Raw genomic sequence first — 26,063 nt, 5'->3', positions numbered from 1 at the left:
CGCCTCGGTGCGTCGGCCCCAATGAATCGCAATGTCTGTTAGCGTTTCGTGGGGGTGATTCGTGACTGATCTTGTCAACACAGCCTATCTTGATGCGCTCAATGCCGAGCAGCGCCGCGCTGTCGAGCACGGGGTCGGCAAGGATTGCATCGTCGGCGCGCCGCTGTTGGTGATCGCGGGCGCGGGGTCCGGCAAGACCAACACGCTCGCCCATCGCGTCGCGCATCTGATCGTCGCTGGCGCCGATCCGCGCCGCATCCTGTTGATGACCTTTTCGCGGCGCGCCGCCGCCGAGATGGCCGGCCGCGTCGAGCGCATTGCGCGCCGCGTGCTCGGCGATCGCGCCTCGGTCATGACCGACGCACTGGGCTGGGCCGGCACGTTCCACGGCATCGGCGCGCGGCTGCTCAGCGAATTCGCCGAGCGTATCGGCCTCGACCCGGCCTTCACGATCCATGACCGTGAGGATTCCGCGGACCTGATCAATCTGGTCCGCCACGATCTCGGTTTTTCCCGCACCGAAAGCCGGTTCCCCACCAAGGGCACCTGCCTTGCGATTTATTCGCGCTGCGTGAACGCGGAGATGCCGATCGAGGCCGTGCTCGGCCAGTTCTTCCCGTGGTGCTCCGGCTGGGCCAGTGAATTGAAACAGCTGTTCGGGGCCTATGTCGAAGCCAAGCAGCGGCAGAACGTGCTCGATTACGACGACCTCCTGCTCTACTGGGCGCAGATGGTGACGGACACCGCGCTGGCCGAGGAGATCGGCGGCCGCTTCGATCATGTGATGGTCGACGAATATCAGGACACCAACCGCCTGCAGTCCTCGATCCTGCTCGCACTCAAGCCCGCGGGACGCGGGCTCACCGTGGTCGGCGACGACGCGCAGTCGATCTATTCGTTCCGCGCCGCCACCGTGCGCAACATCCTCGACTTCCCGGCCCAGTTCAGCCCGGCCGCCGAGATCGTCACGCTCGACCGCAACTATCGCTCGACGCAGCCGATCCTGTCGGCCGCCAATGGCGTGATCTCGCTCGCCAAGGAACGCTTCACCAAGAACCTGTGGACCGACCGGACCTCGACGCGCAAGCCGCTACTCGTCACGATCCGCGACGAGGCCGATCAGGCCCGTTACATCGTCGAGCAGGTGCTGGCCAATCGCGAGGAAGGCACCCTGCTGAAGCACCAGGCGGTGCTGTTCCGCACCTCCTCGCACAGCGGACCGCTGGAGGTCGAACTGACCCGTCGCAACATTCCGTTCGTGAAATTCGGCGGCCTCAAATTCCTCGACGCCGCGCATGTCAAGGACATGCTGGCGCTGCTGCGTTTCGCCGCCAATCCACGCGACCGCGTCGCAGGTTTTCGCATCCTGCATCTGTTGCCCGGCGTCGGACCGGCCTCGGCACAGCGGGTGCTCGACCGCATGACCGAGGCCGCCGATCCGATTGCTGCGCTCGTTGCACTGCCCGCTCCGCCCCGCGCCGGTGCGGACTGGCGGCTGTTCGTGGAGGCCATCGAGAACCTCCGCTACTCGGAATGGCCCGTCGACATCGAACGCGCCCGCCTCTGGTACGAGCCGCATCTCGATCGCATCCACGAGGACAGCGAGGTGCGCCGCGCCGATCTCATCCAACTCGAGCAGATCGCCGCCGGCTACCCGTCACGCGAACGTTTCCTCACCGAACTCACGCTCGATCCACCCGATGCGACCAGCGACCAGGCTGGCGTGCCGCTGCTCGATGAGGATTATCTGATCCTGTCGACGATCCATTCCGCCAAGGGGCAGGAATGGAAATCCGTCCATGTGCTCAATGTCGTCGACGGCTGCATGCCCTCCGACCTCGGCGCCGGCACATCGGCCGAGCTCGAGGAGGAGCGCCGCCTGCTCTATGTCGCGATGACCCGCGCCAAGGACGACCTGCATCTGCTGGTGCCGCAGCGCTTCTTCGTCCACGGCCAGGCCGCCAAGGGCGACCGCCACATGTACGCCTCGCGCACCCGCTTCATCCCGGAACGATTGCTGCCGATGTTCGAGCGCACCACCTGGCCGCGCGCCGCGACCGCGCAGGCGTCCTCGGCCAACCGCGCGCCGCCGATCGACATCGGCGCCCGGATGCGCGGCATGTGGCGCTGACGCCGGTTCGAAGACTTTCATCGGGCTGGAACAGAGCCGCCGACCGCGCGTTGAGGCGGCGTTCGTAATCGGCAAACGACCATCCCCGACGGCTTCGGCGCGCAGTTGCACGCTGGAGCCGTCTTTTTTGCGCCGCGTCAATTCACGCGAAAGCCAATTCAGGCAGGAAACAAGGTGACGGGTTCGCCGAAGCCCTTCAGGGTGTAGTCGGCACCGGCTGCCGTGATCATGTCGCGGGTTCGATCCCGCACCGCCGTCGTCACTAGAATCTCGCCTGACTTGGCGGCCGCCTGCGCGCGTGCCGCGCGATTGACCACCGTGCCGACTGCCGTCAGGTCGCGGTGCGCCTGGCCGAACTCACCGAAGTTGGTGTCACCGCTATCCATCCCGATTCCGATGCCGATCTCGATGTCGCCGGCGCCGATCGCCCGCACCAGCGCGTCGTGCCTGTCGCGAAAACTACGCTGGATCTGGCGCGCCGCGAGCAAGGCCTGCACGGCATGATCGCCGCGCCGCACCGGGAAATTGAAGATCGCGAACACGGCGTCGCCGATGGTCTTGTTGAGGATGCCGTCATAGCGCCAGATCGCGGCGGCGCAGTCGTCGTAGAACGCATCGAGCAGCGAGGTCAGCCCGTCCTGCGCGATGGTCTGCGTCAGCGTGGTGTAGCCGCGCAGATCGGCGAACAGGATGGTGGCGTCGATCGTCACGGCGCGCGCTTTCATGATCTTCGAGAAGGCCATCTCGCAGATCGTGCACACATTCGGGTTCATCCGGCTCGGACGGACGCCGAACAGACGGAACGGCGCCGACAAGGGACCGCGCAACGGGATCGGCATATGCAGGTTTTGCCAGCAGCCAAGGCAGATCGTTGCAGGTTCCGGAGTCATCGGCAGATCACCTGATGTTCCAGCAACGAAACCCGACCGCCTTGGCACGCTGGTTCATGGGCGTCCCCAATCGAGATTGCCGCGCTCAGGCGGTCGCCACGAAACTCACTCCAATTCGCGTCTTCTTGCTCCAGATCACCTGGCACTCATAAACGACAGAGGCGTCGCGGGCCATCACCAGGCGGAATCTGTGCGGGACGAAGGCCGGATTCTCGACCTCAATGGCTGCCCCTTCCGGCGAGATGTTCACGATCGTGCAATGCATGACCGAACCGCCCGACGAGACATAGCCGGGTTCATTGACCTCGGTTCGCGGATGCTTGCGCTTTTCGTCCACCCAACCTGCTCCCCGCCTTCTTCACGTAAACGTGGGCGATCGGCATTGCAGGAGTCAACGGCTCCGGCAGCCCCCATCGGGCTTTCGCACCACCATTTGTGCGCAGCAGTAAGCCGAACCGCTTATCGCGCCAGTGCAGATGAGCCCCGCGTCGGCGCGGCTTGTCGTTCGTGCAGGCGCGAGGATAGCCTCATCCTATGGGCGATGCGCTGGCGCGACGCACGCTCGAGAAATAATGAACAGGCGCCATGGGGAAACGCGCCATGTTCGAGATTCTCGATCGCCGGACGACTCTGACCGGCAACCAGATCAAGATCCTTGCGGCGGCCATCATCGGCGATGCGCTGGAATTCTTCGACTACTTCCTGATCGGCTTCGTGCTCGCGTTCCTGATCGGACCGTGGAAACTCACCTTTGGCCAGTCGGCCACCGTGCTGATGAGTTCCGGCATCGGCGCCATCATCGGCGCCTATCTCTGGGGCTGGCTCGCCGACCGGATCGGGCGACGCATCGTCTTCATCGGCACCGTGCTGAACTTCTCGATCGCGACCGGCCTGCTCTATTTCACACCCGATAACGGCTGGGTCTATCTGGCGATCCTGCGCTTCTTCGTCGGCACCGGCGTCGGCGGTCTTTATTGTGTCGACCTGCCGCTGGTGCAGGAGTTCATGCCCTCGCACAAGCGCGGCTGGGTCGGCGGCCTCGTCACCTGCGTGATCCCGCTGGGCGTCGGCCTCGGCGCGGTGCTGGGAGCCGTCATGGGAACCGATCAGTGGCGGCTGTTGTTTGCGATCGGCGTGCTGCCGTCGGTCCTGGTGCTGCTGGTTCGGATCTGGGTCCCGGAGTCGCCGCGCTGGCTGTGCCGGCAAGGACGCTATGACGAAGCCCGCAAGTCGCTGGCCTGGGCGCTGCAGGTTCAGCCCTCCGAACTGCCATTGCCGAGCGCAGCCGACGCCGGTCCTATCGTCACGACGAGCTGGTTCGACCTCTTCAAATATCCGCGCAGCCTAATCGTCTCCTGGCTCGGCAATGCCGGCGCGCAGACCGGCGTCTACGGCATCACGCTATGGGCCCCCGCGCTGTTCGTGCTGCTGCTGAAGGTGACGCCGCAGGAAGCCGCCAAGATGATGATCCTGCTCAGCATCACCGGCTTCCTCGGCCGCATCTCGTTCTCCTGGTTCTCGGAGCTGCTCGGACGGCGTGTTGCCGGCGGCCTGCTCGGCTTCGGCGCCGGCGCGCTGACCATCATTGCCGGCTACCATTACGACGCGACTTTGTTCGGCATGTCGGCGTTCTGGCTGCTGCTGGCCGCCGCCTTCTTCTTCGCCGATGGCGGCTTTGCGATCGTCGGGCCCTACGCGGCGGAGGTCTGGCCGTCGCATCTGCGCACCACCGGCATGGGCTCGGCCTATGGCTTCGGCGGCATCGGCAAGATCATCGGGCCGGTCGGGCTGGCGCTGATCGTCGGTTCGAGCAACTACCTCAAGCCTGACGTGCCACTGACCCAGATCCCGACCGCCTTTGTCTATCTCGGCTGCTGGTTCCTGATGGCGGGGGCTGTCTATTTGTTCTTCGGGCTCGAGACCAGAGGCAAGTCGATCGAGCAGATCGACAAGGAGCTCAACGCGACGGCTGACGTCGCGGCCTCCGCAACGATCCGGCGCGCCTGAGGGAGGCGAACATGAATGTGACTGCTGCGGACCTTATCGGTGATCGCGACGTGATCGCCCGCGCCGAGGCGATCAGGGACGCGGTGGCGGCCGCCTCCAACGATATCGAAACGACGCGCCGCCTGCCGCCCGACCTGCTCGACCGGCTGCATGAGGCGCGGCTGTTCCGCCTGTTGCTGCCGCGTTCAAGCAACGGGATCGAGACCGATCCCGTCACCTTCTTCCATGCCATCGAGACCATCGCCAAGGCGGATGCCTCGACGGCGTGGTGCCTGAGCCAGGCCGGCGGCTGCGCGATGTCGGCGGCCTATCTCGACCTGCCGGTCGCGCAGGAGGTGTTTGCCGACCCGCGTGCCGTGCTCGCCTGGGGCCCCGGCCCGAAGGTCAAGGCGATCGAGTGCGAGGGCGGCTATCGCGTCACCGGGGTCTGGTCGTTTGCCTCGGGCGGGCGGCACGCCACCTGGCTCGGCGCGCACTGCCCGGTCTATGCTGCGGACGGCTCGCCGCGCCGGGATGCCAATGGCGAGCAGGTCGAGCGCACCATGCTGGTGCGGACCCAGGACGTCGCGTGGACCGACATCTGGAACACGGTCGGATTGCGCGGCACCGCCAGCGACCAGTTCGCGCTCGACGACTTCTTCGTCCGCGCGGACCATTCGATCACCCGCGAATTCGACCGCGAGTGCCGCGAGCACGGCCCGCTGTACCGGATGAGCAACCACACCTGCTACCAGATCGGCTTTGCCGGGGTCGCCTGCGGCATTGCCCGCAGCGCGCTCGACAATTTCGTCGACGTCGCCCGCAACAAGGTGCCGCGCGGCATGAAGAAGACGCTGCGGGACAATGCCGTGGTGCAGTCCGGCCTCGCCCAGGCCGAGGTCAATCTGCGCGCCGCCCGCGCCTTCCTGCTGCAGTCGATGGCCGACATCTGGAAGGATCTGGTTGCCGGCCACAGCATCACGGTCGCCCAGCGCATGACAATCCGGATGGCGGCCACGCACGCCATCCACAAGGCGCGGGAGGCCGTCGATTTCGCCTACAACGCCGCCGGCGCCACCGCGATCTTCGACGGCCATCCGCTGGAGCGGCGCTTCCGCGACATCCACACCGTGACCCAGCAATTGCAGGGCCGCTTCAGTCATTTCGAGACCGTCGGCGCCTGGATGCTGGGCGTCGAGGCCGACCTCAGCTTCGTTTAACCCGATTTCTCAAGGAGAAGAACCATGCCATTGGGTGGACTACAGCATTACACCATCGAGCCGCAGGATCTGGAGAGGACCAAGGCGTTCTATTGCGATGTGCTCGGGCTCGAGAACGGCGAACGGCCGCCGCTCGATTTCCCCGGCTACTGGCTCTATTCCGGCGGCCAGGCCACAGTCCATCTGATGGGCACCCGCAAGCCGCGCGACGGCATCGTGGTGCGCGGCACCGAGAAGAAATATGAGGACACCGGCCGCCTCGACCATATCGCCTTTGCCGCCAGCGACGTCGAGGCCGTGCGCAAGCGCCTGCAGTCGAAGAACGTCACCTTCCGCGAACAGATCGTGCCGCGCACCGGCGACACCCAGATCTTCCTCTACGATCCGGACGGCGTCGGTGTGGAGCTGAACTTCCCGAAGGGCTAAGCGCCGGCGTTTTGCGGATCGCTGATTGCCGGGCAAAGTCGTCCGAAGGACATCGCCGCTTTTGCGCGCCGATGTCCCGGTCATTGACGGCTCAATCCACGCTGGCCTCAGGCGCTGTGGATGGTTCCCGACAAGGCCCTGACTCGGCCATCACTCGGGCGTGATCCGGTCCGCTTTTCTTCAACATTGAATGACGAATTAACCGGGCCGCGCCGCTGCGGCAGAATAGCCGGGTGCTGCGCCTTTAACCTACCCCAGGGCTTGGTGGCCCGGCTATTCGTCCCCACTTGGCCGGCGAGATTTCCTCAGTCAAGCCCGCGTTCGTGGCTCAGGCGGACCATTTCGTTGATGAAGATTTGTTTCTGCTTGTCGTCGAGGCTGGCAAACAGCGGCTCGGCGGCGTCGGCAACGCCGCGCTGATCGACCGCCCGGTCATTGAGGAACTGAGCCTCGTTGCGCATCTGCTCGATGATGTCATCCGGTGGATCGCGCTGCGCCCGCGCGATGCGCAGGTTGAGGCGGTCGGCTCCGTTGTGGCCGAGATAGTGCATCGCACTGTTGAAGCCGGCCCAATTCTTCTCCTGCTCCGGCGTCAGGTTGAGCTCCTTCTTGATCCGTTCGATGTTGGCGTCGCTGTTGGCGACGATCTGTTCGGCCGTCAGCTGCGGCGCGCCGGCCTGGGTCAGCACGGTCGGCGCTTGCTTTGCGCCTTTGTCCTTGGCGGCGGCCTTGGCCGACTTGGAGGCCTTGGCGCCGGCCGCCGGGGCCTGTGCGTTCTTGCCGCTGCCGGTGGCGTTATTGCCATTGTTGCCGGTCAACACCCCGGTTACGCCGGTCACCACTCCGACAACGCCGCCGATCGCTCCGCCGAGAACGCCGCCGACCGGCCCGGCGGCCTTGTTGCCCTCGCGCGCGCCCTTTTCGACGCCCTGCACGATCTGCGCATCGACCATATGAGGCACTGCGAGCAACGTGACGGTGGCGGCCCCAACCGCGGCGCACAATCTCCATTGCGCTCGCAGCTTCGCTACCGGGATGAGCATGATCGGGTCTCCGTGATCGGTGGTGGATTGCGGAATTGATGCGGGGGTAGGTTCGACGAATCCGGACCTTAACGTCTCCGGCTTCGGCAAGTCTATCGGCCGCGCCGGGCATCACCATGGCGGAACAGAGTTCGCCGAGGCTTGACCGGAAAGCTGCGGCTCAACCGCGCACCGTCTGCGACCTTGTCTGCGTCATCCTCCGCGTGCATCGCAGCATGATCGCAAGACGCGCGGCAAACCGCCGGCAACTGCAATGATGCGAACGACACTGCCTGCTATTTGACCACAACGTTAGTTCTACGTGGCATCAGCATCTCGTTTCTCGACAGATGCCGGCAATTCTGTTCTGATCGGTGTCAACGCAATCCCGCGACGTCGCGCAAACGCGACGCACAAAAACAACAACGGGATTCAAAAAAGTCTTTTGTCCGTTGGCTACCAGGGAGGGAATGCCATGTCACGGAAGAAGCTCTCGCGCCGAGAATTCGTCGCAGCGACAGCGCTGTCATCGGCCGCGCTGGTTACAGCCCCCTACGTGCGTGGCGCCTACGCAGCCGGAAAGCTCTCGATGGGCTTCTGGGATCACTGGGTGCCCGGCGCGAACAGTGCGTCCACCGAGCTGGTCAATGAATGGGCTGCCAAGGAGAAAGTCGAGGTCCAGATCGACTACATCACCAGCCAGGGCAACAAGAACATCGTCACCATCGCCGCCGAGGCGCAGGCGAAATCCGGTCACGATATTTTCCAGATGCCGACATGGTGGCCGCAGGCCAACGCCGAGCTGCTCGAGCCGGTCAACGACATCATGGATCCGCTCCTCAAGCTGAACGGCGACGTCAATGGCACGGTGAAATATCTCGGCCAGGCCGGCGGCAAATGGCTCGGCGTTCCCGCCAGCGTCGGCAGCCAGATCAAGGGTCCCTGCTCGCGCATCGACCTGATGAAGAAACACGCCAACATCGACGTGCAGGAGATGTATCCGGTCGGAAGCGAGCCGAAAGCCGATAACTGGACCCTCGATACGTTCCTCAAGGCGGCTGAAGCCTGCCACAAGGCCGGATTCCCGTTCGGTATCGGCCTCGGCGAAACCAGCGACAGCGTCGACACCGCCGGCGCGATCTTCCAGTCGTTCGGCGCGCAGCTGGTCGATGCGAAGGGCAACCTCACCGTCAAGACCGACGCGGTGCGCCAGGCCCTCGATTACTACAAGAAGCTGCTCGCCTTCCTGCCGCCTGATGTGGCGGCATGGGACGACGCCTCCAACAACAAGTGGCTGGTCGCCGGCAAGGGCGCGATGATCCTGAATCCGCCGAGCGCGTGGGCGGTCGCCAAGCGCGACGCTCCGCAAGTCGCGGAGCAGTGCTGGACGCACGGGTTCCCGGCCGGGCCGAAGGGACGCTTCGCGCCCTATCTGCCTTTCTTCTGGTCGATCTGGTCGTTCTCGAAGAACAAGGAGGCGGCCAAGAGCCTGCTGTCCCACCTGTCGCAACCCGCATCGATCGAGAAGATGGTGGTCGCAAGCGGTGGCTATGACCTGCCGGCCTACGAAAAGCTCACGACCTTGAAGGTCTGGGCGGAGCAAGCGCCGCCAAAGGGGACGCTCTACCACTATCCGAACCCCTACAAGCACCAGACGCTGTCGATTGCAGCCTCGCCCGCGCCGCCCAAGATCGCGCAGCAGATCTACTTCCAGGCCACGCTGACCAAGATGTGCCTGCGGTACCACCAGGGTGAAAGCATGGAAAAGACACTCGCCTGGGCCGAGGGCGAGTGCGAAGGTTTCATGCGAAGCTGACGACAAGCGAGGTCTCGCGCGACCACCCGTAATGTTGGCCGCGCGAGGTCCCGTCTTCACATCCCAGCCGTCGGACCGGCGAGCTGTGCAACCAACCCGCGCGAGGGACCTGCGTTATGGTTGATGTCGCATTCCAATCCAACCGCGCAGCCGCTGCCCAGACGGGACGAAGGCGCGTCGGCCTGCGCAACGCGCTGCGGCGCAAGTCGATGGCCGCGTTCCTGATGACGTTGCCGCTGATCCTTCTGATCGCGATCCTGGTGCTCTACCCGGCCCTCTACTCCTTGCACCTTGCGACGCTGAACAAGGCGATGACGAAGTTCGTCGGGTTCGGCAATTTCGAGTTCCTGTTCAAGCGCGACACCTTCTGGCTGGTGGTCAAGCAATCCTGCATTTTCGCGATCTCGGCGGTGATCTTCAAAGCCCTGATCGGCTTCATCGTCGCGCATTTCGTGCACAACGTACCCGCCAACAAGCAGCGCAAGTGGCGCGGCATGCTGCTGGTGCCGTGGGTGATCCCGCCGGCGATGAGCACGCTGGCGTGGCTCTGGCTGTTCGACCCCTCCTACAGCGCCTTCAACTACACGCTTTCCTTCTTCGGGATCGGGCCGATCCCGTGGACCGGCGATGCGATGTGGGCGCGCTTCTCGGTGATCCTGGTCAACGTCTGGTACGGCGCGCCATTCTTCATGATCATGTATCTGGCGGCGTTGAAATCGGTACCCGACCAGCTTTATGAGGCGGCCGCGATCGACGGCGCCAATTGGTGGCAGCGGATCTGGTACGTGACCCTGCCGATGATGCGGAACATCATCGCGATCACGACGCTGTTCTCGCTGATCGTGACCTTCGCCAATTTCGACATCGTGCGCATCCTGACCGCGGGCGGCCCGCTCGACCACACCCATATCTTCGCCACCTGGGCGTTCCGCGTCGGCATCGAGGGCAGCGATGTGCCGCTCGGCGCCAGCGTTTCGCTGTTCATGGTGCCGATCCTCGCGGTCGCGGCGATCTTCATCCTGCGCGACATCACCAAACGCGGGAACGAAGCCTGATGAGCTCGCTGACGATCGACAAGTCCGGACCGACCCGCAAGGTCAAGTACGGCAGCATGAGCCGCGACCGCGCCTGGGCGCTACGCTGGTCCTATTTCTTCCTGGTGCTGTTTGCGATCTTCTCGCTGACGCCGCCGATCTACATGCTGATCACGTCGCTGAAGAGCAGCGCCGAGATCTCGGCCGCGACCAATCCGTGGTGGGTCTATCACCCGACACTCAGCAACTACATCGAGCTCCTGACCTCGAACCAGTTCCTGCGCTTCTTCTGGAACTCGGCCTGGGTCTCGATCATCGTGGTCACCATCACGATGCTGATCAGCGTGCCGGCGGCCTTTGCGCTGGCGCGGATGAAATTCTGGGGCTCTGCGACGCTCGCGACCGGCGTGTTCCTCACCTATCTCATTCCGGACAGCCTGCTGTTCATTCCGCTGTTCAAGATGTTCGCCGTGTTCGGCGACTGGACCGGCATCCAGCTGGTCAATCGCTGGTACGTCCTGCTCTTCATCTACCCGACGCTGACGGTGCCGTTCTGCACATGGATCATGATCGGCTATTTCGCCTCGATCCCGAAGGAGCTCGACGAGGCGGCGATCATCGACGGCGCGAGCTGGTTCCAGACGCTGACCCGGATCTTCATCCCGGTCGCCCTGCCCGGCCTGATCGCGGCCACGATCTTTGCCTTCACCGTCTCCTGGGCTCAGTTCCTCTATCCGCTGGTGTTCACGACATCGACCGATCAGCTGGTGCTGCCGGTCGGCATCATCACGACCCTGATCAAGGGTGACGTCTTCAACTGGGGACAGATCATGACCGGCGCCCTGCTCGGCGCCGCGCCGCCGCTGATCATCTACGCCTTCCTGATGGACTACTACATTGCCGGCCTGACCGCCGGTGCGACAAAGGGTTGAACTTATGGCTGACGTCAGTTTGCGGAAGGTTGTGAAGCGTTACGATGAGGTCGAGGCGGTGCGCGGCATCGACCTTGATATCGCCGACCATGAGTTCGTGGTGCTGGTCGGGCCGAGCGGCTGCGGCAAGTCGACGACGCTGCGGATGATCGCCGGCCTCGAGGACATTTCCGACGGCGACATCATGATCGGCGGCGACGTCGTCAACGACGTGCCGCCAAAGGACCGCGACATCGCGATGGTGTTCCAGAACTATGCGCTCTATCCGCATATGACCGTTGCCGAGAACATGTCGTTCGGTCTGCGGCTGAAGCACTATCCCAAGGCCGAGATCAAGAGCCGGGTCACCGAGGCCGCCCGCATGCTCGACATCACCGACCTGATCGACCGCAAGCCGAAGCAGCTCTCCGGCGGCCAGCGCCAGCGCGTCGCGATGGGACGGGCGATCGTGCGCAATCCGAAGGTGTTCCTGTTCGACGAGCCGCTGTCCAACCTCGACGCCAAGCTGCGCGTGCAGATGCGGATCGAGATCAAGAAGGTGCATCAGAAGGTCCGCACCACGACCGTCTACGTCACCCACGACCAGGTCGAGGCGATGACGCTCGCCGACCGCGTGGTGGTGATGAACCACGGCAGGATCGAGCAGATCGGCACGCCCAACGAGCTCTACCACAAGCCGGCGACCCGGTTCGTCGCAAGCTTCATCGGCTCGCCCGCGATGAACTTCGTGCCCTGTCGGCTCGAGGACACCGCAGGCAAGCTCAACGTGCGGCTGACCGACCGCCTCGCTTTCACACTGCCGCCGGCACGCGCCGCCCGCTACCAGGCTCTCTCCCGGACCGACAAGCTGTTGCTGGGCATCCGGCCCGAGCACGTCATGGAGGCGCGGCCGCATGCCGAACCGGGCATCGAGCCGTTCGACGCGACGCTCGACGTCACCGAGCCGATGGGGATGGAGACCTTGGTCTATTTCACGCTCGAGGGCACTCAGGTCTGCGGCCGGGTCAATCCCAATGCCGGTGCGCAGGATGGCAGCCCGCTCCGATTGGCTGTGGACCTCAACAATATGCATTTGCTAAACGAGGTGACCGGCGCCGTCCTTTGACGGCGCACAAGAAACCTCAAGGGCAGGAAATGGCCACCAACAAGAAGAAGATCTTTATTACCCAGACTCTGTCGCCGGGGGCACGGATGCTCCTCAACGAGCGGGACGACGTCGAACTCATCGAATTTCCCAACCTGATCTCCGCCAAGGACTTTCAGACCATGCTCGAGCAGCATGCGCCGGTCCATGGCGTGGCGCTCGGCGCAACCCGCTTCGGCGAGGCGGAGCTGGAGGCGTCCAAGGGCATGATGGTGGTGACCCGGATCGGCGTCGGCTATGACGCCGTCGATGTTCCGGCGCTGTCGCGCCGCAAGGTACCGCTGATGGTCGCAGGCACCGCGAACTCGCCGTCGGTCGCCGAACAAGCCTTGTTCATGATGCTGACGCTGGCCAAGCGCGCGCAGGAAATGCACACGATGGTCAAGGATGGCACCTGGGCGAGCCGGCTCGGCGTGCTGCCGTTCGACCTCTACGGCAAGACCGTGCTGATCGTGGGCTTCGGCCGCATCGGCTCCCGCACCGCCAAGCGCTGCCTCGCCATGGAAATGAACGTGCTGGTCTACGATCCCTACAAGCCCGCCAGCGAGATCACCGCGGCCGGCTGCGAGGCCGTGTCGAGCCTCGAAGCGGCGCTGCCGCGGGCGGACTTCGTCACCATCCACTGCCCGAAGAATCCCGAAACGGTCGGGCTGTTCAATGCCGCGCGGATGCGGCTGATGAAGCCGACCGCCTATCTCATCAACACTGCTCGCGGCGGCATCGTCGACGAGAAGGCGCTGCACGACGCGCTGGTGTCAGGCAAGCTCGCCGGCGCCGGCCTCGACGTGTTCGAGGTCGAACCGCCGCCGGTCGGCCAGCCCCTGCACGCTTTGCCCAACGTGATCATGGCGCCGCACGTCGCGGGCGTCACGGTCGAGGCCGTCGATCGCATGAGCGAGCAGACCGCACGCAATATCCTCAGCGTGCTGGATGGCAATCCGCTGCGCCAGAATGTGATCAACCAGGACGTCCTCGGCTGAGCTTTCAGCCTTCCTCGTTTGCGCCGCGGCCGATCCGAAAGATCGGCCCGGCGATGCGGAGTACCCACATGGCTTTCAAGGAATTCGGCAACTGCGATGCGGTCGGTCTCGCCGAACTCGTCCGCAACAAGGACGTGACGCCGAAGGAGCTGCTCGACGAGGCGATCGCGCGCACCGCCGCCGTCGATCCGAAGATCAACGCTGTCGTCGTCAAGCATTACGACTATGCCGAGCGCCAGATCGCCAAGGGGTTGCCTGACGGTCCCTTCACCGGCGTGCCGTTCCTGCTGAAGGACCTCGATCTGCTCGAAGGCACCCGCACCACGTCGGGCGCTAGCCTGCTGAAGGACTTCGTCGCCGATCACAACGGCACGCTGGCCCAGCGCTTTCTCGATGCCGGGCTTGCGATTTTCGGCAAGAGCTCGAGCCCGGAATTCGGGCTGATGCCGACGACGGAATCCCGCCTGTTCGGCCCGACTCGCAATCCCTGGAATCTCGACCATTCCTCCGGCGGCTCGTCCGGCGGCGCCGGGGCTGCGGTCGCGGCCCGCATCCTGCCCGTCGCGCATGCCAGCGACGGCGGCGGGTCGATCCGCATCCCCGCCTCCGCTTCCGGCGTGTTCGGCATGAAGCCGACGCGCGCCCGCAACCCCTGCGGACCCGATCGCGGCGAAGGCTGGGGCGGCTTCTCCGTCGGCCATGTGCTCAGCATCAGCGTCCGCGACAGCGCGGTGATGATGGATGCGATCCACGGCCCGGAGCCGTCGAGCCTCTATGTCGCGCCGCCGCCGGAGCGGCCGTTCTCGCAGGAAGTCGGCCGCGATCCCGGCCATTTGCGCATCAGCTTCACCGACAAGTCGCCCTATGGCGATGCCATTGATCCCGAGATCGCCGCGGCCGTGCGCGACGTGGCGAAGCTGCTGGCGGGCCTCGGCCATCATGTCGAGGAGCGCGCGCCGCCGCTTGCGGCCGATCCCGCCGCAGTCATGACGACGATCGTCGGCGGCAACACGGCGCTGACCATCCGTCTGCTCGAGCAGCGCGTCGGGCGCACCCTGACGTCGGATGATGTCGAGCGGCTGACGCTCGCGAGCGCCCAGAATGCGACCAAGATGAACCCGGCCGACTACGTCGCCGCGCAGCTTGCGGCATTCCAGATCTCGCGCGCGCTTGCGACCTTCTTCGAAGGTTGCGACATCTTCCTCAGCCCGACGCTGTGCGCGCCGCCGCTCCGCCTCGGCGAGCTCAACACGATGTCCGAGGACCTGACCCACATCGCGCCGGTGCTGCGCCGCTACATGCCGGGCACCTCGATGTTCAACATGTCCGGACAGCCGGCGATGTCGGTGCCGCTGGCCTGGAACAAGGCCGGTCTGCCGCTCGGCATGATGTTCGCGGCCAAGCTCGGCGAGGAAGGACTGCTGTTCCGCCTGGCCGGCCAACTCGAACAGGTCCGCCCCTGGAAGGACCGGCGTCCGCCGGTTTGTGCCTAGCTGACAAAGGGTAGTCAGATCAGGTAGATAGGAAGGGCGTCGGCACGATTCCGCCGGCGCCATGCCTGGGAGATCGAACCGTGAGTGACCCGACCGACAATGCGCTCGCCGCAATCGCGAGCATTCTCGATCAGACGACGACCCCTCCCGAGAAGTCCAAATCGTCCGAGAACAAGTCGTCCGACAAGGCGACGGACAAGGCATCCGAACCTGTCGAGGAGCCGCCGGTTTCGATAGCGATGCCGCCGCCCCTGCCGTCATCCGTTGAGATCGTTACCGTCGAGACCGTGTCCATCAAGACCGTGTCCGTTGAGGTCGCGCCGGCCGAACCGGCGGTGGTCGAGCCGGCAGCGATCGAGGAGCCCACCCCGGTCGAACAGGCTGAGACGAGTGAGGCCGAGTTAAGTGAACCCGAGCCCAGTGCGCCGGAGCCGGAGCCGATCCAGCCGCCGCCCCAATCGATCGAGGCCAATGGCTATTCGAAGTCCGGCCCAGGTCCGATGGCCGCGCTGCGCTTCCGCTGGACGGTGCGCCAGGACGGCGCCCAATATTATGTCGACGAGACCGTCGGCGAGGCATCGACCCCACTCGTCAACGGCCCGATGGACGGGGATGCCGCGATCAAATTCGTCGACGATCGCGAGGCCGAAGCGCGGCGGCGCTTCGAGCATTTCAAGCACGAGATGCTCAGCCGCACTGCGAGCGTCATTCGGGCGAGCGAGGACAGCAACGAGGCCTGAGACGCGATACGTTCCCTTCGGGCGTCGCAATCAAACGCGGATGGAGAAGACCTCGATGTTTCGCGCGCTGGCCGGCCTCGCCCTCGCTTTGCTTCTGTCGGCCGCGCACGCGCAGCAGGCGCCGTCCCGGCTCGATGAGATCGTCAAGCGCGGCATCCTGCGTGTCGGCATGACCGGCGACTACTTGCCCTTCACCTATCTCGACAAGGAGACCAAGGCCTTCCGCGGCTTCGATGTCGACATGGCGCAGTCACTCGGCAAGGCGCTCGGCGTCAAGGTCGAGTTCGTGCCGACATCGTGGCCACAGATGACCAGGGATTTCGAGGCCGACGATTTCGACATTGCGATGGGCGGCGTCTCCATCACCTTCGATCGGCAGAGGAAGGGTCTGTTCTCCACGCCAATCATGCGCGAGGGCAAGACGCCGATCACGCGCTGTGCCGACACGGGCAAGTTTGAGACGATCGCCGAGATCGACAAACCCGGCACCCGCGTCATCGTCAATCCCGGCGGCACCAATGAGCGCTTCGCGCGCGCCCATTTGAAAACCGCCGAGATCCGGGTCTTCAACGACAACACCCGGATCTTCGACGAGATCGCCAAGGGCGACGCCGATCTGATGATGACCGATGCGTCCGAAACGCGCTATCAGCAGAAACTGCACCCCGGCGTGCTGTGCGCCGTGCATCCCGATAAGCCGTTCGACTTCGCGGAAAAGGCCTACTGGATGCAGCGCGACGTCGCATTGAAGGCGTTCGTCGACCAATGGCTTCACATCGCGCGCGAAGATGGCAGCTACGCGAAGATCTACGCCGCGTGGTTCGAATAGCTGCTTCACGCTCATAATTTGAAGCGCGCGGCCTGAAACCAGACCGCAATCCAGCGATTTGAACCTAAGCCGCAAGGATACGACTCATGTTCTGACCGTGATCTGGGACACGTTCAAGGAGGCGGTCACCGGATAGCCTTGCGAACGGAGTTCCCCGCATCGGAGATCGAGATGAGAAAGCTTCTGGCGATCGCCACGCTCGTACTTGCGAGCACGGCCGCAGCGCAGGCGCAGTACACATTCGATTACGGCGGCCGCACCGTTCGCATCGATCCCGATCGCGGCACGGTTTCGATCCCCGGCGTCTACGACAATACCGGCCGCGGCACCAAGCGCGCCAAACGCGAGGACACCGAGCAGAAGCGCAAGGCTCCGAAGGAGGCCAACACGGACGCCAGGACGGACACCAAGACGGATTCCCAGGTCGCGCCGCCCGGCGCGCCCGCGGCGGCTGCTCCGCAGGCCGTTGATCCGGCCGTCGTCCCGCCGGAGCCTGCCGCAACAACGACAGAGCCAGCCGGCACGGGTGTTGCGGCCACGCCGCCTTCAGCTACCGCAGCGACCACACCGCCGCCGCCGGCGCCGCCAGCCGTCCAGCAAACTGCTGCTCCGGCTGCAAAGCCCACCACCGCTCCAACCGTTGGTGCCGCCTGGCCGAGCGCTCCGGCGCCCAAGCCACTTGCCAATCCCGTGCAAGCAGCGAACTCGCCGCTCGGCGTCTGGCTCACCGAAGAGAAGGAAGGCAAGATCCGCATCGAGCAATGTGGTGCCAATCTCTGCGGCTACGCCGTCGACAAGAAATCGAACGCCAACGGCGAACAGGTTCTGATCAACATGAAGCCGGGCAAGGACAGGTGGAGTGGCCGCATCTTCGATCCGAACAGCGGCAGCACCTACGATTCCACCATCGCGATGAGGAACCCGGACACGCTGCGCGTCCAGGGCTGTGCGTTCGGCGGCATGTTCTGCGGCGGCCAGACATGGACGCGGGTGAATTAATCGGCCGGAATTCGTAGCCCGGGTGAAGCCAACGGGTCGCGCGATCGCGCGCCCGATGACAGGCTCCGCAAAATCCGGGGTTTTCACCGAGCGAAAGTGCCCCGGATTGCGCTTCGCTCCATCCGGGCTACGCATACGAAAAAGCCCCGCTCAAGAGCGGGGCTCTCATCTTGCGAACTGCTGTGGCTGCTCAGCCGACCTTGCCGTTGTATTCCTCTTCGGTGACGTGCTCCATCCAGGTCGAATAGACGCCATCGAGCGCCTCCTGCATGGCGATGTGGGTCATGCTGTTGTCCGGCGAGGCCCCGTGCCAGTGCTTCTCGTTCGGCGGAATCCAGACGACATCGCCGGGACGGATCTCCCTGATCGGGCCGCCCTTGGCCTGCACGCGCCCGATGCCGGAGATCACATACAGTGTCTGTCCGAGCGGATGGGTGTGCCAGGCGGTGCGTGCGCCGGGCTCGAACGAGACGCGCGAGGCGTTGAGCCGCGCCGGCGCAGGCGCCATGTTGATCGGGTCCTGCAACACGGTGCCGGTAAAATTCTCCTTCGGCGCGCGGCGGGTCGGCCGCGAGCCGGAAACGTGGATATCCATGGGGTTACCTCCCTTTCTTGACGTTATTTCTTGGTGGCGGCGTAGCGCGCCTTGGTCTCGGCATTCATCGGATACAGGCCGGGCAGCTGGGCGCCATTGTTCACCTCGTTGACGATCCAGGCTTCCATCCGTTCCTGCTCCGGCCCCTCGGCCAGCACGTGATCGAGGAACGCCTGCGGGATCAGCACCGCGCCGTCCTGGTCGGCCACCACGACGTCATTCGGGAATACGGCAACGCCGCCGCAGCCGATCGGTTCGCCCCAGCCGACGAAGGTCAGACCTGCGACTGACGGCGGAGCCGCGTAGCCGTCGCACCACACCGGCAGGCCGGTGCCGAGCACGCCCTCGACGTCGCGCACCACGCCGTCGGTGATCAGCGCCGTCACCCCGCGCTTGGCCATGCGGGCGCAGAGGATGTCGCCGAAGATGCCGGCATCGGTGATGCCCATGGCATCGACCACGGCAATGCAGCCCGCCGGCATCGCCTCGATCGCGGTGCGGGTCGAGATCGGCGACGACCAGGATTCCGGCGTCGCCAGATCCTCACGGGCCGGCACGAAACGCAGCGTGAAGGCCGGTCCGACCAGCCGCTTCTGCCCCGGCTTCAGCGGCTTGGTGCCGCGCATCCAGATGTTGCGCAGGCCCTTCTTGAGCAGGACGGTGGTGATGGTGGCGGTGGACACGTGCGACAGCGTCGCGATCGCTTCGGCGGATAGTGACATCTGGAAAGAGTGCTCCGATGGAGGAAAAGACCGGCGCATGTTGCCGGGCAAAGGCCTTGCGTCAAGGGCTGCGCGAAAAAGCTGCGATCATCCAAATTTATCGCCGGCATGCCGATTAATTTATTGAAGTTGCTGCATCATTTTGCACGAAGCGAATTCCGTTTTATCCCGAAACACGCTAGCTTGATGGCTGACGACAGCGCTTGACCCAATGGCAGAACCCTTAAGTCCTCCCCGCCTTTTGCCGAGTGGCGACAGCGCCATCACGGTGGAATTCAGCCGCACCATCGATGACGCCGCCAACCGGCGGGTGCTGGCGCTCGACCGCGTGATATCCGCCGAGCCGATCGCCGGCATCACCGAGACCGTGCCGACCTACCGGTCGCTGCTGGTGCATTACGACCCCGTCCAGATCAGCTTCGATGCGCTCGGCGCGCAACTGCTCACGCGCGCCGCCAAGGCGCCGCCGACCGAGACCGGAACGCGGCGCTGGCGCATCCCGGTGACCTATGGCGGCGAGCACGGCATCGATCTCGAGGATGTCGCGAAGGCGCTCCAAACCACGCCCGACCAGATCGTGGCGCGCCATGTCGCCGGCGACTATCGCGTCGCCATGATCGGCTTCACGCCGGGCTGGTCCTATCTCAGCGGACTGGAGAAGTTCCTGCACATGCCCCGGCGCAAGGATCCGCGGCTCCTGACCCCGGCCGGCACCATTTCGATCGGCGGCATCCAGACCGGCGTGCAGTGCCTGGCCGGCCCGAGCGGCTGGCACCTGCTCGGCCGCACCCCGGTGCGGACCTACCAGTTGCATCGCGATCCGACCTTCCTGCTGGAGCCGGGCGACGCCATCACCTTCACGGCGGTCGACGCCAAGACCTTTGCCGAACAGGACCGCGCCGCCGAGGCCGGCGAGTTCGTCGCTGAACTGGTGACGCCATGAGCAAGCTCGTCGTCACCTCGATCGGCCCGGCAAGCTCGGTGCAGGACGCTGGTCGTCCGGGCTCGCAGCGCTACGGTCTCGTGCCGAGCGGCGCGATGGACCGGCTTTCGCTGGCGGCCGCCAACGCGCTGGTCGGCAACGAACTGTTCGCCGCCGCGGTCGAGATCGGCCCGTTCGGCGCCAGCTTCACCGCGCGCGGCGGCGCGGTGCGCGTCGCCCTCGCCGGTGCGTCGCGCAATGCCGATATCGGCGGCCGGCCGGTCGCGTTCGACAGTTCGGCAACGCTTGCCGAAGGTGAGACGCTCACTCTCGGCTTCGCCCGCGGCGGCTCGTTCAGCTATCTCGCGATCGAGCACGGCATCGAAGGCGAGCCGATGTTCGGCAGCCTCGCCGTCAACGCCCGTGCCGGGCTTGGCAGCCCCTACCCGCGGCCGCTGCAAAGCGGCGACGAGTTGAAAACGCAAGCCGCAAGCGGCGCGCCCGAACGCCGCATCGAATTGCCGACCGCGACCGATGCGCCGATCCGCATCGTGTTCGGCCCGCAGGACGACGAGTTCGCCGAGGACAACAAGAAGCTGTTGGTCGACAGCGAGTGGAAGATCTCGGCGACCAGCGACCGCATGGGCTATCGCCTCGAAGGTCCCGTCATCAAGCATCTCGACGGCCACAACATCGTCTCCGACGGCACCGTGAACGGCAGCATCCAGGTGCCCGGCAACGGCCAGCCGATCGTGCTGATGCCGGACCGCGGCACCAGCGGCGGCTATCCGAAGATTGCGACCGTGATCACGGCTGATTTCGGCCGCTTCGCGCAGATCTCGGCCGGCCGGCCGTTCCGCTTCAAGGCGGTGACGATGGCGGAAGCGCAGGCCGAGGCGATCAAGTTCCACGAGCTGCTGCGTTCCCTGCCCGACCGCCTCCGCGGCATTGAGGATTTTGGCCTCAACATTGAAGCGCTGCGGGATGCGAATGTCGCGGGTCAGGCCGTCAACGCCGTCGATGTGTCGACCTGGCAAGTTGCGCTACCCTGAATCTGTACAACAACAGACGGATCGATCGTCATGACCTCAACCATCGACCTCAATTGCGATCTCGGCGAAAGCTTTGGCCCGTGGGAAATGGGCAATGATGCCGCGATGATCGAGCTTGCGACCTCGGTCAACGTCGCCTGCGGCTTTCATGCCGGCGATGCCGACATCATGCGCAAGACGGTCGAGCTCGCGAAGGCGCGCGGCGTCAGCGTCGGCGCCCATCCCGGCTATCGCGACCTGCACGGCTTTGGCCGCCGCCCGATGCCGGGACTGACGTCCTCGGAGATCGAGAACCTGATCGCCTATCAGATCGGCGCCCTGCAGGCGATCGCGACCGCGGCCGGCCACAAGGTCACCCATGTGAAGGCGCACGGCGCGATTTCCAACGTCGCCTGCGAGGATGACATGACTGCAAGGGCGATCGCCCATGCGATCAAGGCGGTCGACCCGAACCTGATTTTCGTGGTGCTGGCGAATTCGAAACTGGTGCGTGCCGGCGAGGCTGCCAATCTGCGCATGGCGCATGAGGTGTTCGCCGACCGCGCCTATGAGGACGACGGCAACCTGGTGTCGCGCAAGAAGCCCGGCGCGGTGCTGCACGATCCCAAGGCGATCGCCGATCGTGTGGTGCGGATGGTGCAGGACGGCGCGGTCGTCTCGGTCACCGGCAAGGTGATCAAGATGCAGACCGATACCGTCTGCATCCACGGCGACACGCGCGGTGCCGTCGAGATTGCGCGCGGCCTGCGCGAGGCGCTGAAGCAGGCGGGCATCACCGTTGCACCGTTCAAGACCGCGCACTGAGCCGCGAACGCATCGATCAAAAAGGGGCCGGCCGCCGCGCCGGCCCTTTTAGATTCCGTTAAGAGTCTTCTTAAACCCAAACTTGCCGTTTGATTGTTAGGTGCAGCTTCCGAGCCTTTGATTGTCCTCTTAGGAAATTGGGTACGAAAGCATGTTCCGCACCAGCCTCTCCCTCGCCATCGCCGCGGTTGCTACCGCCGCTTTCACCAGCGCGGCATCCGCCGGCTGCAACAGCTGCTATACGCCGCCGCCGCAGCCGTGCACGACCTGCTATCAGGTGCAGAGCGTGCCGCCGCAATATCGCACGGTGCAGGAAACCGTCATGGTGGCGCCGGGCCGCGTCGTCGCGCATCGCACGCCGGCGCAGTATCGCACCGTGATGGTGCCGAAGACGGTGATGGTCGCGCCCGAAGGCGTCGCCTATGAGCGCATCCCGCCGCAATACGCCACTCAGGAGCGCGTGCAGATGGTCTCGCCGGGCTATTCCTATTATGCGCCGGTTCAGCCGACCTGCAACACCTGCGGCGGCTACGGATACGGTTACGGCTACTGAGCTGCCAGCATCCACCCAACACAAAGCCGCCGCCTGAGGATATCAGGCAGCGGCTTTTGAATGTTCCGAAGCGCCTAGAACGGGTGGACGGACAGCGTGCCGAACACGATGGCCGCGATCACTGCAAAGGCGCTGTACAGCGCTGCCGTGTGAATTCCGGTCCCGGACTTCCGTGAAATGTTTCGCGCGTAAAGGTGCAGGCGGGCTTCCGCCGATAGCTCGCGCATGGTCGATCTCCAACGCCCCATTCTCGGGCATATGGAATATCGTTCGCGGGCGGATTCAAGCGGGCGGCAAAAATAGCGATGCCGCCGCCTTCGGGAACCCGGTTCCGAGAGGAATATTCCTCCTCGCGCGCTCGACCGAGAATCCTATTCGCTGCAATTCGAGGCGTCGGGAACCCGCACCAGTCCCGCACTAACCAAAATCTCGAAAACAACCCCATGCAAAGTAGCCGGAGGCGGAGTTGCGTCGCGCTCAGGCCTTCCAGCGCCCGATCTTGAACGCCGCCAGATGCCCCGGAACGTCGCTCGGGTCGAACGGCGGGCCGGCGAACGCCCCGATGGCACTGGAGGCGCCGGCCGGGCGACCCGATGCGGCGTCGTAGAGATCGGGCCGGAACACGGCCATGGCGGTCTTCAGCGCCTCCGGCCGGTACGGCGCCTGGGCCCAGCGAACCATCTGCGCATAGAGCCAGGCCGCCTGCCCCGGATCAGGCCGCGCCGCGGCCTCGCGCCCGACCAGCAGATAGCGATTGCTCTCGCGCATGGTGCCGTCGGGCGAGATCTTCAGGTGGCCATCGAGCGTGCGCTGGATGACGCTGGCATCGACGCCGATCCGCTCGGGCTGCGCCAGGATGCGCGCGACCTCGGACCGGTTCTCGGGCCGCTCGATGAACTCCACGGCGCGCAGATGTGCACGCACCAGCGCCGCCACGATGTCGGGATGCTTCTCCGACCAGATCTGCCGCACTGCCAGCACTTTTTCCACCGCGCTGAGCAGGATGTCCGAGACGAAATGCAGGATGTGGCCGATGCCGAGATCGACCGCGATCGAATTCCAGGGCGCGCCGACGCAGAACGCGTCGACATGGCCGTTGGCGAGGCTGTCGACCATGTAGGGCGGCGGCAGCACCACGAGCTGGACGTCCTCGTCGGGATCGACGCCGCCGGCGGCCATCCAGAACCGCAACTGGTAATTGTGGGTCGAGAACGGGAAAGTCATGCCGAAGGTCAGCGGCTCCGCCCCGCTCTTGCGCCGCTTGGCCACCACGCGGGCGAGCGCCTGTGCGGTGGCCATCGGATCGAAGCGGTCGCCGTCGAGCTCTTCCATCAGCGCGGCGTGCAGCGCCGGCGAGACCGTGATGGCATTGCCGTTGAGCCCGAGGTTGAAGGGCGCCGCGATCGGCACCTTGACGTGACCGAGCCCGAGGCTCGAAGCGATCGCCACCGGCGCCAGCAGATGGGCGGCATCGAACAAGCCGATATTGAGCTTGTCGCGGACGTTCGACCACGACACTTCCCGCACCAGCGTGACGTCGAGGCCTTCGGCCGCCGCGAATCCCTTGTCGACGGCAACGATCAGCGCGGCAGCGTCGACCAGCGGAATGAACCCGATGCGCAAAGGTGTGGTCATTTCAGAAGCTCCGACGCCGTCAGGATCGATTGCGCGATCTCCCCGATCTTCTTTTTCTCGCGCATCGCGGTCGAGCGCATCAGCACGTAGGCCTCCTCCTCGGTCAGCCCCTTCACCTTCATCAGGATGCCCTTGGCGCGGTCGATCACCTTGCGCTCCTCCAGCGCATGCTTGGTGCGATCGAGCTCGTCCTGCAGCTTGGCGAAGGCATTGAAGCGGGAGACGCAGAGATCGAGGATCGGCTTCATCCGCTCCTTCTTGAGACCGTCGACGATGTAGGCGGAGACGCCCGCCTCCACCGAGGCCTGGATCGAGGCAGCGTCGCTCTGGTCGACGAACATCGCGATCGGCCGGCGGACGGCACGGCTGACCTGGAACATTTGTTCCAGCACGTCGCGGCTGGGATTCTCGAGGTCGATGACGATGATCTCGGGGTCGAGCGCATAGATCCGCGAGAGCAGGCTCTGCATCTCGCTGATATGGACCACGTCCGTATAGCCGGCCTCCCGCAGTCCCTCCTCGAGGATGGCTGCGCGGATCGGGCTCTCGTCGACTATGACGATCTTGGGAGACGACTCAGCGCTCATCGACGACTCTTAGGGACCCGGCAAGCAGCATCCATATCATGCCGGAAGCCCCGGGAAAGGGTTGTAATTCTCGGCAATTGGGACTAGCTCCTGCCCATCAATCAGGCAGATTTGGGAAGATATGCAAGAGGCCGCCGCGCCGAAAGTGAGCTTTGTGTCCTTGGGTTGCCCCAAGGCGCTGGTCGATTCCGAGCGCATCATCACCCGGCTGCGCGCGGAGGGCTATGAGCTGGCGCGCAAGCATGACGGCGCCGACATCGTCATCGTCAACACCTGCGGCTTCCTCGACAGCGCCAAGCAGGAATCGCTCGCCGCGATCGGCGAGGCCATGGCCGAGAACGGCAAGGTGATCGTCACCGGCTGCATGGGCGCCGAACCCGAGCAGATCGAGAGCGCCTATCCCGGCGTGCTCTCGATCACGGGGCCGCAGCAATATGAGAGCGTGCTGGACGCCGTGCACCGCGCGCTGCCGCCGGCGCACAACCCGCATATCGACCTGGTGCCGCCGCAGGGCGTCAAGCTGACGCCGCGGCACTACGCCTATTTGAAGATTTCCGAAGGCTGCAACAACCGCTGCAGCTTCTGCATCATCCCGAAGCTGCGCGGCGATTTGGTGTCGCGGCCGGCCAATGACGTGCTGCGCGAGGCCGAGAAGCTGGTGAAGGCCGGCGTCAAGGAATTGCTCGTCATCTCGCAGGACACCTCGGCCTATGGCGTCGACCTGAAATACGCCGAGAGCCCGTGGCAGGACCGCAGCGTCCGCGCAAAATTCTTCGATCTCGCTAAGGAGCTCGGCGAGCTCGGCGCCTGGGTGCGGCTGCAATACGTCTACCCCTACCCGCATGTCGACGAGGTCATCGGCCTGATGACCGAGGGCAAGGTGCTGCCCTATCTCGACATCCCGTTCCAGCATGCGAGCCCGGACGTGCTGCGCGCGATGAAGCGCCCGGCTGCGCAGGAGAAGACGCTGGCGCGGATCCAGAAGTGGCGCGAGCAGTGCCCCGAGCTGACGCTGCGCTCGACCTTCATCGTCGGCTTCCCCGGCGAGACCGATTCCGATTTCGCCTATCTGCTCGACTGGCTCGATGAAGCCGGGATCGATCGCCTCGGCTGCTTCAAGTACGAGCCGGTTGCCGGCGCCGCGTCGAACGCGATTCCCAATGCTGTGCCCGACGAGGTCAAGCAGGAGCGCTGGAATGCGCTGATGGCCCGCCAGCAGAAGATCTCCACGAGGCGCCTCAAGCGCAAGGTCGGCACCCGCCAGCAGGTCATCATCGACGAGGTCGGTCCGACGGTGGCGAAGGGCCGGTCAAAGGCCGACGCGCCCGAGATCGACGGCGCCGTCTACCTCACCAGCCGCCGCCCGCTGAAGGTCGGCGAGATCGTCACCGCCAAGATCGAGCGCTCCGACGAATACGACCTGCACGGCAGCGTCGCCGGATTCTGACGCTTGACATGTTCCGGCGTTCGGCTGTATGGCCCTCCGCCATGAAGCTGAACCGGACCCACCGCCGCGCCATCTGCCGTCGTCGCACCCGCGACGATGCTGGG

26 protein-coding genes are annotated in these 26,063 nt (G+C 64.9%); 18 read left to right on the top strand and 8 right to left on the bottom strand.

The window, feature by feature from the left end; translation table 11 throughout:
- Positions 1 to 61: 61 nt before the first annotated feature.
- A complete protein-coding gene (locus AC1VNY_RS11875; protein ID WP_482405284.1) occupies positions 62 to 2,131 on the top strand; it encodes an ATP-dependent helicase in 2,070 nt (689 codons plus the stop codon).
- A gap of 158 nt (positions 2,132 to 2,289) precedes the next feature.
- Here the strand turns inward: AC1VNY_RS11875 and AC1VNY_RS11870 are convergent, their stop codons facing one another.
- Positions 2,290 to 3,021 carry an adenylate/guanylate cyclase domain-containing protein gene (locus tag AC1VNY_RS11870; protein ID WP_482405283.1) on the bottom strand — a complete coding sequence of 244 codons (732 nt, stop codon included), beginning with the start codon at positions 3,019 to 3,021 and terminating at the stop codon, positions 2,290 to 2,292.
- 85 nt (positions 3,022 to 3,106) lie between these two features.
- Entirely contained in the window at positions 3,107 to 3,358 is a 252-nt protein-coding gene (locus AC1VNY_RS11865) for a PilZ domain-containing protein (RefSeq protein ID WP_016845781.1), read from the bottom strand.
- A 263-nt stretch (positions 3,359 to 3,621) separates the two neighbouring features.
- Between AC1VNY_RS11865 and AC1VNY_RS11860 the strand changes: the two genes are divergently transcribed.
- The 3 genes from AC1VNY_RS11860 to AC1VNY_RS11850 are packed head-to-tail and all read left to right on the top strand — an operon-like array spanning position 3,622 to position 6,653.
- A complete protein-coding gene (locus AC1VNY_RS11860; protein WP_482405282.1) occupies positions 3,622 to 5,028 on the top strand; it encodes an MFS transporter in 1,407 nt (468 codons plus the stop codon).
- 11 nt (positions 5,029 to 5,039) lie between these two features.
- Entirely contained in the window at positions 5,040 to 6,227 is a 1,188-nt protein-coding gene (locus tag AC1VNY_RS11855) for an acyl-CoA dehydrogenase family protein (RefSeq protein ID WP_482405281.1), read from the top strand.
- A 24-nt stretch (positions 6,228 to 6,251) separates the two neighbouring features.
- Positions 6,252 to 6,653, top strand: coding sequence for a VOC family protein (locus tag AC1VNY_RS11850; protein WP_482405280.1), 402 nt, complete (start codon positions 6,252 to 6,254; stop codon positions 6,651 to 6,653).
- 305 nt (positions 6,654 to 6,958) lie between these two features.
- Here the strand turns inward: AC1VNY_RS11850 and AC1VNY_RS11845 are convergent, their stop codons facing one another.
- On the bottom strand, positions 6,959 to 7,696 hold the full coding sequence (locus AC1VNY_RS11845) for a Spy/CpxP family protein refolding chaperone (protein ID WP_422109863.1): 738 nt from the start codon (positions 7,694 to 7,696) through the stop codon (positions 6,959 to 6,961).
- Between the two features lie 454 nt (positions 7,697 to 8,150).
- Here AC1VNY_RS11845 and AC1VNY_RS11840 point away from each other — a divergent pair, with 454 nt between their 5' ends.
- The 9 genes from AC1VNY_RS11840 (at position 8,151) to AC1VNY_RS11800 (ending at position 17,642) form a co-directional block, all read left to right on the top strand.
- The gene (locus AC1VNY_RS11840; protein ID WP_482405279.1) at positions 8,151 to 9,491 is read left to right on the top strand and encodes an ABC transporter substrate-binding protein; all 1,341 of its coding nucleotides are present in this window, start codon (positions 8,151 to 8,153) and stop codon (positions 9,489 to 9,491) included.
- A gap of 116 nt (positions 9,492 to 9,607) precedes the next feature.
- Positions 9,608 to 10,546, top strand: coding sequence for a carbohydrate ABC transporter permease (locus AC1VNY_RS11835; RefSeq protein WP_028340672.1), 939 nt, complete (start codon positions 9,608 to 9,610; stop codon positions 10,544 to 10,546).
- The gene (locus tag AC1VNY_RS11830; RefSeq protein WP_016847559.1) at positions 10,546 to 11,457 is read left to right on the top strand and encodes a carbohydrate ABC transporter permease; all 912 of its coding nucleotides are present in this window, start codon (positions 10,546 to 10,548) and stop codon (positions 11,455 to 11,457) included. Before AC1VNY_RS11835 ends, AC1VNY_RS11830 begins: the two co-directional genes overlap by 1 nt.
- A 4-nt stretch (positions 11,458 to 11,461) precedes the next feature.
- Complete coding sequence (locus AC1VNY_RS11825; protein WP_038386336.1) at positions 11,462 to 12,562, top strand: ABC transporter ATP-binding protein; 1,101 nt, start codon at positions 11,462 to 11,464, stop codon at positions 12,560 to 12,562.
- A 29-nt stretch (positions 12,563 to 12,591) separates the two neighbouring features.
- Positions 12,592 to 13,581 (top strand): hydroxyacid dehydrogenase, encoded by a 990-nt coding sequence (locus AC1VNY_RS11820; RefSeq protein ID WP_482405278.1) that lies wholly within the window; start codon positions 12,592 to 12,594, stop codon positions 13,579 to 13,581.
- 68 nt (positions 13,582 to 13,649) lie between these two features.
- The gene (locus tag AC1VNY_RS11815) at positions 13,650 to 15,074 is read left to right on the top strand and encodes an amidase (RefSeq protein WP_482405277.1); all 1,425 of its coding nucleotides are present in this window, start codon (positions 13,650 to 13,652) and stop codon (positions 15,072 to 15,074) included.
- An 80-nt stretch (positions 15,075 to 15,154) separates the two neighbouring features.
- A complete protein-coding gene (locus AC1VNY_RS11810; protein ID WP_482405276.1) occupies positions 15,155 to 15,814 on the top strand; it encodes a hypothetical protein in 660 nt (219 codons plus the stop codon).
- A 55-nt stretch (positions 15,815 to 15,869) separates the two neighbouring features.
- Positions 15,870 to 16,643 carry a transporter substrate-binding domain-containing protein gene (locus tag AC1VNY_RS11805; protein ID WP_482405275.1) on the top strand — a complete coding sequence of 258 codons (774 nt, stop codon included), beginning with the start codon at positions 15,870 to 15,872 and terminating at the stop codon, positions 16,641 to 16,643.
- 171 nt (positions 16,644 to 16,814) lie between these two features.
- The gene (locus AC1VNY_RS11800) at positions 16,815 to 17,642 is read left to right on the top strand and encodes a DUF2147 domain-containing protein (RefSeq protein WP_482405274.1); all 828 of its coding nucleotides are present in this window, start codon (positions 16,815 to 16,817) and stop codon (positions 17,640 to 17,642) included.
- 190 nt (positions 17,643 to 17,832) lie between these two features.
- Here the strand turns inward: AC1VNY_RS11800 and AC1VNY_RS11795 are convergent, their stop codons facing one another.
- Both AC1VNY_RS11795 and AC1VNY_RS11790 read right to left on the bottom strand, forming a co-directional pair.
- Complete coding sequence (locus AC1VNY_RS11795) at positions 17,833 to 18,237, bottom strand: (R)-mandelonitrile lyase (protein WP_482405273.1); 405 nt, start codon at positions 18,235 to 18,237, stop codon at positions 17,833 to 17,835.
- Between the two features lie 23 nt (positions 18,238 to 18,260).
- Positions 18,261 to 18,959 (bottom strand): ribonuclease activity regulator RraA, encoded by a 699-nt coding sequence (locus AC1VNY_RS11790; protein WP_076828879.1) that lies wholly within the window; start codon positions 18,957 to 18,959, stop codon positions 18,261 to 18,263.
- A 211-nt stretch (positions 18,960 to 19,170) separates the two neighbouring features.
- Here AC1VNY_RS11790 and pxpB point away from each other — a divergent pair, with 211 nt between their 5' ends.
- The 4 genes from pxpB (at position 19,171) to AC1VNY_RS11770 (ending at position 22,290) form a co-directional block, all read left to right on the top strand.
- On the top strand, positions 19,171 to 19,902 hold the full coding sequence (pxpB, locus tag AC1VNY_RS11785) for a 5-oxoprolinase subunit PxpB (RefSeq protein ID WP_482405272.1): 732 nt from the start codon (positions 19,171 to 19,173) through the stop codon (positions 19,900 to 19,902).
- Positions 19,899 to 20,933: a 5-oxoprolinase subunit C family protein gene (locus tag AC1VNY_RS11780; RefSeq protein WP_482405271.1), complete on the top strand. Its 1,035-nt coding sequence runs from the start codon at positions 19,899 to 19,901 to the stop codon at positions 20,931 to 20,933. The genes pxpB and AC1VNY_RS11780 overlap by 4 nt, the downstream gene beginning before the upstream one ends.
- Before the next feature lie 30 nt (positions 20,934 to 20,963).
- Entirely contained in the window at positions 20,964 to 21,737 is a 774-nt protein-coding gene (locus tag AC1VNY_RS11775; RefSeq protein ID WP_482405270.1) for a LamB/YcsF family protein, read from the top strand.
- Positions 21,738 to 21,888: 151 nt separating this feature from the next.
- Entirely contained in the window at positions 21,889 to 22,290 is a 402-nt protein-coding gene (locus AC1VNY_RS11770) for a hypothetical protein (RefSeq protein WP_482405269.1), read from the top strand.
- Between the two features lie 74 nt (positions 22,291 to 22,364).
- On the opposite strand, the gene AC1VNY_RS11765 is transcribed toward AC1VNY_RS11770, so the two are convergent.
- The 3 genes from AC1VNY_RS11765 to AC1VNY_RS11755 all read right to left on the bottom strand — a co-directional run bounded on the left by AC1VNY_RS11765 (position 22,365) and on the right by AC1VNY_RS11755 (position 24,512).
- Positions 22,365 to 22,517, bottom strand: a complete 153-nt coding sequence (locus AC1VNY_RS11765; protein ID WP_016844408.1) for a hypothetical protein — start codon at positions 22,515 to 22,517, stop codon at positions 22,365 to 22,367.
- A gap of 250 nt (positions 22,518 to 22,767) precedes the next feature.
- Positions 22,768 to 23,925: a CmpA/NrtA family ABC transporter substrate-binding protein gene (locus AC1VNY_RS11760; RefSeq protein ID WP_482405268.1), complete on the bottom strand. Its 1,158-nt coding sequence runs from the start codon at positions 23,923 to 23,925 to the stop codon at positions 22,768 to 22,770.
- Positions 23,922 to 24,512, bottom strand: a complete 591-nt coding sequence (locus AC1VNY_RS11755; protein ID WP_028332037.1) for an ANTAR domain-containing response regulator — start codon at positions 24,510 to 24,512, stop codon at positions 23,922 to 23,924. The genes AC1VNY_RS11760 and AC1VNY_RS11755 overlap by 4 nt, the downstream gene beginning before the upstream one ends.
- A gap of 121 nt (positions 24,513 to 24,633) precedes the next feature.
- Here AC1VNY_RS11755 and rimO point away from each other — a divergent pair, with 121 nt between their 5' ends.
- The gene (gene rimO / locus AC1VNY_RS11750; protein WP_482405267.1) at positions 24,634 to 25,959 is read left to right on the top strand and encodes a 30S ribosomal protein S12 methylthiotransferase RimO; all 1,326 of its coding nucleotides are present in this window, start codon (positions 24,634 to 24,636) and stop codon (positions 25,957 to 25,959) included.
- The last annotated feature ends 104 nt before the right edge of the window (positions 25,960 to 26,063 follow it).

The sequence above is a fragment of the Bradyrhizobium ferriligni genome (genome assembly GCF_056837965.1).
This window is presented reverse-complemented; position numbering and strand designations above follow the sequence as displayed.

Coding starts and splice junctions, on each gene's coding strand:
- AC1VNY_RS11870 (WP_482405283.1), bottom strand. CDS start 3,021: ATGACTCCGGAACCTGCAACGATCTGCCTTGGCTGCTGGCAAAACCTG.
- AC1VNY_RS11860 (WP_482405282.1), top strand. CDS start 3,622: ATGTTCGAGATTCTCGATCGCCGGACGACTCTGACCGGCAACCAGATC.
- AC1VNY_RS11855 (WP_482405281.1), top strand. CDS start 5,040: ATGAATGTGACTGCTGCGGACCTTATCGGTGATCGCGACGTGATCGCC.
- AC1VNY_RS11850 (WP_482405280.1), top strand. CDS start 6,252: ATGCCATTGGGTGGACTACAGCATTACACCATCGAGCCGCAGGATCTG.
- AC1VNY_RS11845 (WP_422109863.1), bottom strand. CDS start 7,696: ATGCTCATCCCGGTAGCGAAGCTGCGAGCGCAATGGAGATTGTGCGCC.
- AC1VNY_RS11840 (WP_482405279.1), top strand. CDS start 8,151: ATGTCACGGAAGAAGCTCTCGCGCCGAGAATTCGTCGCAGCGACAGCG.
- AC1VNY_RS11835 (WP_028340672.1), top strand. CDS start 9,608: ATGGTTGATGTCGCATTCCAATCCAACCGCGCAGCCGCTGCCCAGACG.
- AC1VNY_RS11830 (WP_016847559.1), top strand. CDS start 10,546: ATGAGCTCGCTGACGATCGACAAGTCCGGACCGACCCGCAAGGTCAAG.
- AC1VNY_RS11825 (WP_038386336.1), top strand. CDS start 11,462: ATGGCTGACGTCAGTTTGCGGAAGGTTGTGAAGCGTTACGATGAGGTC.
- AC1VNY_RS11820 (WP_482405278.1), top strand. CDS start 12,592: ATGGCCACCAACAAGAAGAAGATCTTTATTACCCAGACTCTGTCGCCG.
- AC1VNY_RS11815 (WP_482405277.1), top strand. CDS start 13,650: ATGGCTTTCAAGGAATTCGGCAACTGCGATGCGGTCGGTCTCGCCGAA.
- AC1VNY_RS11805 (WP_482405275.1), top strand. CDS start 15,870: ATGTTTCGCGCGCTGGCCGGCCTCGCCCTCGCTTTGCTTCTGTCGGCC.
- AC1VNY_RS11800 (WP_482405274.1), top strand. CDS start 16,815: ATGAGAAAGCTTCTGGCGATCGCCACGCTCGTACTTGCGAGCACGGCC.
- AC1VNY_RS11795 (WP_482405273.1), bottom strand. CDS start 18,237: ATGGATATCCACGTTTCCGGCTCGCGGCCGACCCGCCGCGCGCCGAAG.
- AC1VNY_RS11790 (WP_076828879.1), bottom strand. CDS start 18,959: ATGTCACTATCCGCCGAAGCGATCGCGACGCTGTCGCACGTGTCCACC.
- pxpB (WP_482405272.1), top strand. CDS start 19,171: ATGGCAGAACCCTTAAGTCCTCCCCGCCTTTTGCCGAGTGGCGACAGC.
- AC1VNY_RS11780 (WP_482405271.1), top strand. CDS start 19,899: ATGAGCAAGCTCGTCGTCACCTCGATCGGCCCGGCAAGCTCGGTGCAG.
- AC1VNY_RS11775 (WP_482405270.1), top strand. CDS start 20,964: ATGACCTCAACCATCGACCTCAATTGCGATCTCGGCGAAAGCTTTGGC.
- AC1VNY_RS11770 (WP_482405269.1), top strand. CDS start 21,889: ATGTTCCGCACCAGCCTCTCCCTCGCCATCGCCGCGGTTGCTACCGCC.
- AC1VNY_RS11765 (WP_016844408.1), bottom strand. CDS start 22,517: ATGCGCGAGCTATCGGCGGAAGCCCGCCTGCACCTTTACGCGCGAAAC.
- AC1VNY_RS11760 (WP_482405268.1), bottom strand. CDS start 23,925: ATGACCACACCTTTGCGCATCGGGTTCATTCCGCTGGTCGACGCTGCC.
- AC1VNY_RS11755 (WP_028332037.1), bottom strand. CDS start 24,512: ATGAGCGCTGAGTCGTCTCCCAAGATCGTCATAGTCGACGAGAGCCCG.
- rimO (WP_482405267.1), top strand. CDS start 24,634: ATGCAAGAGGCCGCCGCGCCGAAAGTGAGCTTTGTGTCCTTGGGTTGC.